The following is an 8,469-nucleotide window of genomic DNA, read 5'->3' as shown; positions in this document are numbered from 1 at the left end:
GATCTGACCCCCTCGGGCGACGGCACGGTGACGGTGGACATCGCCGGCGGCGTGGCCCAGGACGCGGCCGGCAACGGCAACACCGCCGCGACGCAGTTCAGCATCGTCTATGACCAGTCCGGGCCGAGCACCTCGCTCGCCTCAAGCGTGAGCGGGCCGACCAACACCTCGCCGATCCCGGTGACGGTGAGCTTCACCGAAGCGGTGACCGGTTTCACCGCGGCGGACCTGACGGTCTCGGGTGGCACGGTGTCGAACTTCGCCGGATCGGGCAGCAGCTACAGCTTCGATCTGACCCCCTTGGGCGACGGCACGGTGACGGTGGACATCGCCGGCGGCGTGGCCCAGGACACGGCCGGCAACGGCAATACCGCGGCGACGCAATTCAGCATCGCCTCCGATCAGACGACACCCGGACTTACGATTTCTGGAATGCCTGAGAGCTTCCTTCCAGGGGAAACATTTACCGTCAGCTTCAATTTCGCAGAGAGCGTCAATGGTTTCGATCTGAGCGACGTCAGCGTAAGCGGGGCGTCCAAGGGCGCACTTGAAGGTGGCCCCCAGAGCTTCACGATGTCCATCTCGCCTGACGGCACCGCAAATGTGACGGTCTCGGTCGCTGCGGGGGCAGCGACGGATGCCGCAGGCAATCTCTCCGCTGCGGCAAGCGCGACGGCGCGGATCGATACGGCCGCCGTGGCGAGCAAACAGATTGCAGGTTTCCTGCAGAACCGCGGCCGCAACCTCGTTCAGAACCAGCCCAAGCTCACCGGTTTCCTGAAGGGGGGAGACGGTGGACACCTCAATGTCGCGGTCAGCCGTGGGGCCAGCGACTTCTCTGTCTACACCGGCAACAACGGGCCGTTCTGGTTCTCGCTGCAAGGCTCGAGCACCAGTTATGACGACCGTTCCGGGGATACCGCCTTTGCGCTGGCAGTCGTTGGTGGACATGCTCACGTGCAGCCCGGCTTGCTTGTCGGTGGGATGATACAGTTCGATCATGCCACAGATGACCAGGGCGGCGGGGTTCGAACCAGCGGAAACGGTTGGCTCGCAGGCCCCTATGCGGTGATGCAGATCACAGACCAACCGATTTATCTCGAGGGGCGCCTGCTCTACGGCGAGAGCAGCAACAAGATTTCCCCCTTCGGGACCTTCACCGACAGTTTCAAGACCGATCGCCTACTATCGGTGGTTGCTCTCGAGGGCCAGTATCAGGCCGAGCGTCTGCGCTATGCACCGAGGCTTCAGTTGAGCTATGTGTCCGAGCGGCAGAAAGCCTATCTCGATGGTCTGTCCAATCTGGTGCCGGATCAGACGGTGCGTCAGACCGAGCTCTCGACCGGTATCGATTTCGAGATGCCGCTGGTCGGCGACGACAACCGCCACCTGCTCACCTGGGGCCTTGCCGGCATCTGGTCGCAGCTTGACGGCAAGGGCGCGGCCTCCAGCTATATCGACGAGACAGAAGGCGGCCGGGCACGTATCGACCTGGGCTATCTCTACAACGGCGGGGATGGGCTTCAGGCTTCGGCCAAGATGTTCCTCGACGGCATCGGATCAGGCGGTTTTACAACTTACGGCATCTCTCTCGGGATGTCCCTGACCTTCTAAGACCGCAACAGGGAAAGCCGTGGGGCCCGGGATATCGTGCGGGGAGAGGCAAGGGCCGAGGGCCCATTGGGCTCAGCTCTGGGCGCACATCATTCGACCGCTGCAGAGTGCTCTTCGTCGGATTGACCGCAAGCAGCAGAGGCTGCAGTGCGTCCCATCGGATCACTTGCCCCGCAAACCGCGCGCCAAGTAGCCCTGGCCGCGAAGCGCCTGGATCGGCATCGTCAGCCCGGTTGTATCTTTCACTTTTGACCGCAGCCGGACCAGCACCGCACTGAGGCACCGCTTACCCGCGTCATCAAGGCTGTATCCCAACCGCGAAAGAAGCGTGTCGTGCGGCACGATTTTTTCGTCCGCGTCGGCCAGAATACTGAGCAAACGTGCTTCCTGATTGGTCAGGAAAACCATCTGGCCATCATATGCGATCAGACGGAGCCCTTTCTGATCGAACACCCAGCTGCCTGCGCCCTGCCCGCCCTTGTCAGACCCCGCCAGAGTCGCAAGACGGCGGGACACGCTTTGAATAGCAGCATCGAACTCATCATATGCGACGGGTTTCGCAAGGAAAACATCGGCCCCGGTCCGCAACCCCTCGATCCGGTTGCTTACCGTCGCGTGCCCGGACAGCAGAACGATGCCGGTTTGCGGCCTTTCCTCGCGCAGGAATCTGATAAGCGAAAAACCATCTTCGTCTGGCAGGTTCAGATCGACGACAGCGATGTCGGCCTCCTGGGTTGCGAGAAGCCGGTAAAACTCACGCGCCGACCCCGCACCATAGGCGTTGCGGCCCGAGGCATGCAGACAATCCAGCAGACTTTCGCGCAGATCGGCGTCGTCTTCCACGAGAATGATGGTCAGTTCAGGCATTGGAGAACTCGATCTTGTTGACAGACTTAATGCACGGGAAGATCACTACAGCCGCCGTACCGGCACTGGAAGAGTGTATCTCGGTCTCGCCTCCGTGGTCCGCGACGATATTCCAGACCAGGTACAGGCCCAGGCCCGCGCCTTCCCGTCCAATCGCATTCGACGCGCGGAAATGCTTGTCGAACACGAACGGCACATCCGCCTCCGCTATGCCGCATCCCCGGTCAGTGACGGTGATCGAGACTGCCCCCTTACCATCTGCCGTGAGCCTCACATCAACCTGGCTGTTCTTCGGAGAGTACTTCAGGGCGTTATCGATGATATTGATCATCGCCGTTCTCAGCAGGACTTCGTCGCCCCGGATGCTACAGCTCGCGCCATATGCGTCTGCAGCAAAACTCACCATCCGGTCAGGATAGATTTCACGAGCGGTGACAACCGCGGCTTCAACAACCTTCTGGATATTCAAAATTCTCCAGGCGCCCTGCGGGTCGGCGATCGCGTCGCGGCTGAATGCCAGGCTTTCATCGATGACCTCCGTCAAGCGCTCAACGGCATTTTCGATACGCCCAAGCGAACTATCCGGGATCGGTTTGTTTTGGCGGCGGGCAATGTTCAGGAGATCGACATTCGCACGGATGATCGCGAGCGGCGTCCGGTATTCATGCGAAATCAAGTCCAGCAGCTGACGCTTTTTCCGGGAAAGCGTCCTTTCCGATGCCAAGGCTCTTTTCAGCTCTTCTGCCGCCGCGGTCAGCGCTTCCAGTCGCTGGCTGGCGATTTTCACAGCGCGCCGCTCCGCCACCTGAGTTGCGTCAAGCAGGGCCAGTTCGGCTTTGCGCTTTTTCATTTCCGCATCGCGGATCTGGCTGCCGAAACCAATTGTAACCGCCAGGATATGGGCGACGCCACCAAACTCGTACAGATATTCAAATTCGACAATCGCCGGCAGCCATTGCGCATTGCGGGCGAGCAACAACATGAACGCGATATAGATTGGACCAAAGTAGAGCAGATACAGCCGGGCGTTCCGCTCCCCTCGCAGGGCCCGATACAAAGCATATCCATTCGGAACAACGATCAAAAGAGCATTGAGGCGGAGCAGGTGATCTGCGACCCCGTATACCGCAGCGACAGGAAAGATCAGACCGCTGGCTGCCAAGGCGACCGTTACCCAATATACGAACGGTGTCCGTTCACGGGACAGAAGGAACGTCGCCAGAAAACCGTATTCGGATAGAAACGCCAAACCGACGGCCCCGCCAAATATGATGGGGTGAAGCTGATGAGCGGTGTCGGGCAGCACCAGAAACAACAAGCCGCTACGCCAGACCGCCAGCAACACGAGTGACAGGGCGAAGGTCGCGGAAAAGATGTAGTGGCTTTCGTGCAGCCAATACCACAGAACCATGCTGAAGCCGCAAGCGATAACGCCAATGCTCAGATACGCGCCGATCAGAAGCCACTTGACCATTTCCGACAACAGAAGGTCTTGCACCGTCACGACCACCCCGCGTACGGCCAACGCCCTCTCATCGGAAACGCGGACGAAAACCATGCCGGGGTCATCTCCCGGGGCCAGAGGGACCAGAAGTTCGGAATGGAAAATCGGCCGGTCCCTGACCGGATGATTGGCACCGAGCTCAAAACGGTCGAAGTCTTCCGTCCCGCGTGGTTTATCCACCTTTGGGACGAAAACGGTCACTTCGCTCAAACGCGGGGGGCTCAGTTTGAGAAAGTAATTTCGAACGCTATCCGATCCCGCCGGAAACTCGATACGCAGCCAGGCTGCCTTGATCTGGCCAAGACCACCGTTGTAATGCCCTCCGGTCGGTTCGAAGCTTTCCGCTTGCCCCCCCAACGCCACATCAAACAGGGTAAAAGTGCCTGAGTGATCTTCCAGCACCTCCATGTGGCTGGTGGTTTCACCAACAGCAGCCTGCGCCCAGGTCGCCGGTATCGCGAAGAAGAACAGTAGCGACACCAGAAAGCTTCCAAGAACTGTCATCTGGCGTTGTCTACGACCCACAAACGTATTCTCGCCGCAAGGACAGTCTCCCGAAATCACGGCAATTTCTTGATTTTACGGAAGAGGCAACACGGTGTGTCCGGCAGAACATAACGCACCTAGACAAAACAATTCCCCTTTGACGCAACTGATTGGACCATGGGTCGCTTCACTACCACCACCGCGGGGAGCATTCAACCTTTAGAGCACAAATCAACGCACGACATTTTCGTATTAATAATACGCAACCATCTGTTTTTTTTATAATTTTCATTTGATATTCTCATAATGAAAACCCGGTTTGACAGGGGTCGGCAAAACAGGAGCGGCAAAAATCAATCTATAGTTGCACACCGCTGCCGGACAAAGCTTCCCGTCCATCGCTTGGTAAAAATGTGTCATCGCCTTGAACAAATCTGGAGAGCTGCCCCTCTCCTGGTTCGGCGCCTGCACCAATTAGAAAATTCACCGATACGAGAAAGCCGATGCCAACAGCGCAAGGCTGTTCAGCCCGACGCCTGTCTGGGCGAGCCCGAACGAAAGCGCCTTCGTGCGTCTCAAGAGTGAACATGCTGTACAGAGAGGCTGAAAATGAGTTCTGACAATAACATCGGGCGGCTGTCGTATAGTGTTCTACGCTCCGTACGGGAGGTGATATTGCAAGGTGGCGTCTCCGCTGCGGCGCACAGGCTGGGAATTTCGCAGTCTGCGGTCTCTCAAAATCTCAGGCGGTTCGAAGTGCTGACTGGCATCCCAGTCTTTTCCCACAAAAATGGCACGACAAGCGCCCAGCTTCTTCGCGTGCGCGATCCAATTTTTTCCGCCGTGGCGGGATTCGACGAACTTTCACGCATTTCGCTTTACAAAGATGACACGCGACGCCGCTTGGGAGTCAGCGATTGCATTGGAGTTTACTTATCCGAAAATGACCATGAATTCGGCGCATTGCGCAATGAGTATCAAATCAGTGTAGCGAGTGCCGCCGAGCTGGCGGTCATGCTCGAGAAGGGAGAAGTGGACATCGTGTTCCGCCCTCTGTTCAACACTGAAAAGGATCCCATACTCTCCGTGAAAGGCTCGCTGCAATGGATCAATCTCGGCACCGAGCTGGTTCAGTCAAGGAAAGTCTCCCGCGAAGAGGATTCCGTTAAAGTGCTTTCCAGATCCACGTCCTGCCCTTTTTCATTCTATATCGACAAACAGCTTCGCGGATCCGGAGAAAATTACGAAATTGTAAGCCGCGTGGATGATTTTCTGGTCGCGATGAGGCTGGCGCAGACAAATGGCTGGCAGATCCCGGCGCCGAGTTTTCTGGCCTCAACATTTGGTGCCAGAAAATCCAACGCACAATGGCTCAATGAATTTGAAGAGGAGGTGCGGTTCGGCATATTGTTCGACGAAAAGCGCATCACGCTGTCTGATGCCATGAAACTAAATGACCGAATGGAGCGAATTGTCGCGTGATTTCTCTGCGCCCTCCGTTTGGCCGGGCCGCAGGCTTTCATCTGTTTGTCGTCTGTTCCGCTTTGGTCGACCAGGATAACTTGGTCGCAGATGCCGCTTGGCTGAAAACCACGGCGCCAAACCGTACCGCTCACACGCCCCTGAATTCCAAACACCGCCAATAGGCAGCCGCAGCCCGAAGCGCGTATGAGGTCTGCCTATTGGCCGCTTTTCGAGCAAGGGCAGCTTGCCCTCGCTCTTTGTTGAAAACCGGCTCAGAGGATCGTGACGGAACCGGTCCCCGTCCCGATATCCTGATCAATCCACAGCGTCGCCCCAGATACGGCGTCATACACATCGTAGGTGACGTCGCCCTGCGTGGTCGTGCCCGACAGGGTGAAGCCGCCGCTTGCGGTCACCGAGTCATCGCCGTTGCCATCTACAACCAGAACGTCGGTAATGCTCGACAGGTCGAGAACCTCTTGATCGCTGATGATCAGCGCGTTCCCCGCGCCCAGCGTCAGGTCGATGCCCTCCACTTCCGTCACCTGCCCGGCAAGCGACGAGAAGTCCAGGATCAGGCCACCGCCGGAAAGCGCCAGCGTGTCGGTGCCCGCCCCCCCGTCGATGAGCGCGAAGCCGACATCCGCAACCTGGATGTCGTCATCGCCATCGAGCGCGGTAACCGTGTCACCTGCCCCGACTTCATAGATCGCATCCGCCCCGGTGGTGCCGGTCAGGAAATCCTGACCCGCTGTGCCACGAGCAGCATCGGAGCCTACCTCATCAAGGAAGGAGGTCTGGTTGTATGTAGCAGGTGACCCACCTGACCAGTCGTCGGAGATGCCGGACATGTCGATCACGCTATAGGTGGTGGCAAAGGTGCCATCGCCATTTCCCGCCCAGATACGGATTTCATCGGTCCCCGTATACCCCCATGCAAGGTCAAGAATGTTGTCACCAGTCAGGTCAACGAGGTAGGTACTCTCATTAGCATTCCATCCGACATTGAAGCCTGTAGTGGCATAGGTTCCAACCGCACTGTTAATGGCTGTTGTCTGGAATGTACCATCGCCATTGCCCAGATAGACGTTAATCCCGTTACCGGTATTCTCGTGAGCATAGAGCCAGTCGAGATTGCCGTCGCCATTGACATCGGCCAGGAAGGTGGAACGGTAGACATCCCAAGCACCCTCGGTTACTCCCGCCGTTGTGATATCCGTCGTTGCGAAGGTGCCATCGCCATTGCCGACCCAGACCTGAATGCCAGTGTTCGCGGAGTCATTCTCGTACACATAATCGACAATGCCGTCGCCCGTCACATCTGCCAGGAAACTTACCTCGGCGCTGCTTATCCCTGCACCCCAGTTCGTAAAGCCGGTCGTCTGGATCATCGATGTGGAGAATGTTCCGTCGCCCAGACCGGCGTAGACCTGGATGCCGGTTGTGGCACCCTGGTCTATCCATACCCAATCAACGACGCCATCGCCGGTGACATCGGTCAGATATGTGGTTTCCGTACCGTCTATGCCGACAAAATCTCCTGCGACGGTTGTATTGATCGTTGTCGTCGAAAACGTCCCGTCAGCATTGCCGAGATAGGTCTCGATCACGTTTTCCTGGTCTTTCCCCCATATCCAATCCTGAATTCCGTCGCCATTGACATCGCTGACGAACGTAAACTCGCTGGTGTATAGCCCTGAGCTGTACGAGCTGCCGCTCACCGGTGTCGTCGAGAAGGTCTGCGTTGCCATGTCGTAGCTATAGACATTAAGGGTGGGCTCTTGCGAGTGGAGCAATGAAAACCCCGGCGCCGCCGCAACCGCATCGACCGTGATGTTGAAATCACCCGATGCGACAGATGGGCCGTTCCCCGCGACGTCGATCTGTGTCGCGGTGACGACATAGTCGCCATCGACGATATTGGTTCCCGTGTAGTCCAGGGTCCAGTTGCCCGACGCATCCGCGGTCACCGTGCCGATGGATACGCCCTGAAGGAAGACCTCCACCAGCGCATTGGCCTCCGCGGTCCCGTTGAAGAGCAGCGTGCTGTCGCTCGTCGTCTCACCGCTGGCTCCGGTCCCTGCACCGGGTACGTCATAGGTGAAGCTGGTGACAACCGGGGCAGCCGGCACGGTGGTATCGACCACCACGTCGAAGCCCGCCGAGGCCGTGCCCTCGTTGCCCGCCGCGTCGGCGACGACAGCGGTGTAGCTGTGCGTCCCCTCGGCAAGCCCCGACAGCGCCAGCGTCCAGCCCGTGCCCGCCACTGTGGCGGTGCCGACCAGCGTGGTGCCCTCGTAGATCCGCACCTCTTCGCCCGCGGCCAGCGCCGCGTCCAGCGTGCCGTTCAGCACCGGGGCGGTATCGTCGGTCGCCGTCGTGCTCGGATAATCGGCCTGGTAGATGCCCACATCGTCGGTGAAAGTGTCGATCGTGGCGGTCGTCACCGGCGCCGTGGTATCCACGACGACATCGAAGCCCGCCGAGGCCGTGCCCTCGTTGCCCGCCGCGTCGGCGACCACAGCGGTGTAGCT

5 protein-coding genes are annotated in these 8,469 nt (G+C 58.6%); 2 read left to right on the top strand and 3 right to left on the bottom strand.

Features of this window, described 5'->3' with window-relative positions:
- Positions 1 to 1,614: Ig-like domain-containing protein (locus BM151_RS21750; protein WP_245781284.1), on the top strand; the 1,614-nt coding region annotated here is incomplete at its 5' end.
- A 162-nt stretch (positions 1,615 to 1,776) separates the two neighbouring features.
- Here BM151_RS21750 and BM151_RS21245 read toward each other — a convergent pair.
- Positions 1,777 to 2,481 (bottom strand): response regulator transcription factor, encoded by a 705-nt coding sequence (locus tag BM151_RS21245; protein WP_090063399.1) that lies wholly within the window; start codon positions 2,479 to 2,481, stop codon positions 1,777 to 1,779.
- Positions 2,474 to 4,489, bottom strand: a complete 2,016-nt coding sequence (locus BM151_RS21240; protein WP_090063397.1) for a sensor histidine kinase — start codon at positions 4,487 to 4,489, stop codon at positions 2,474 to 2,476. The genes BM151_RS21245 and BM151_RS21240 overlap by 8 nt, the downstream gene beginning before the upstream one ends.
- Positions 4,490 to 5,080: 591 nt before the next feature.
- On the opposite strand from BM151_RS21240, the gene BM151_RS21235 reads away from it, so the two are divergent.
- On the top strand, positions 5,081 to 5,953 hold the full coding sequence (locus tag BM151_RS21235) for a LysR family transcriptional regulator (RefSeq protein WP_090063395.1): 873 nt from the start codon (positions 5,081 to 5,083) through the stop codon (positions 5,951 to 5,953).
- A 254-nt stretch (positions 5,954 to 6,207) separates the two neighbouring features.
- On the opposite strand, the gene BM151_RS21230 is transcribed toward BM151_RS21235, so the two are convergent.
- On the bottom strand, positions 6,208 to 8,469 hold a 2,262-nt coding region (locus BM151_RS21230; protein WP_143093145.1), incomplete at its 5' end, for an Ig-like domain-containing protein.

It is taken from the genome of Celeribacter neptunius, from assembly GCF_900113955.1.
Classification (GTDB): Bacteria; Pseudomonadota; Alphaproteobacteria; order Rhodobacterales; family Rhodobacteraceae; genus Celeribacter; species Celeribacter neptunius.
This window is presented reverse-complemented; position numbering and strand designations above follow the sequence as displayed.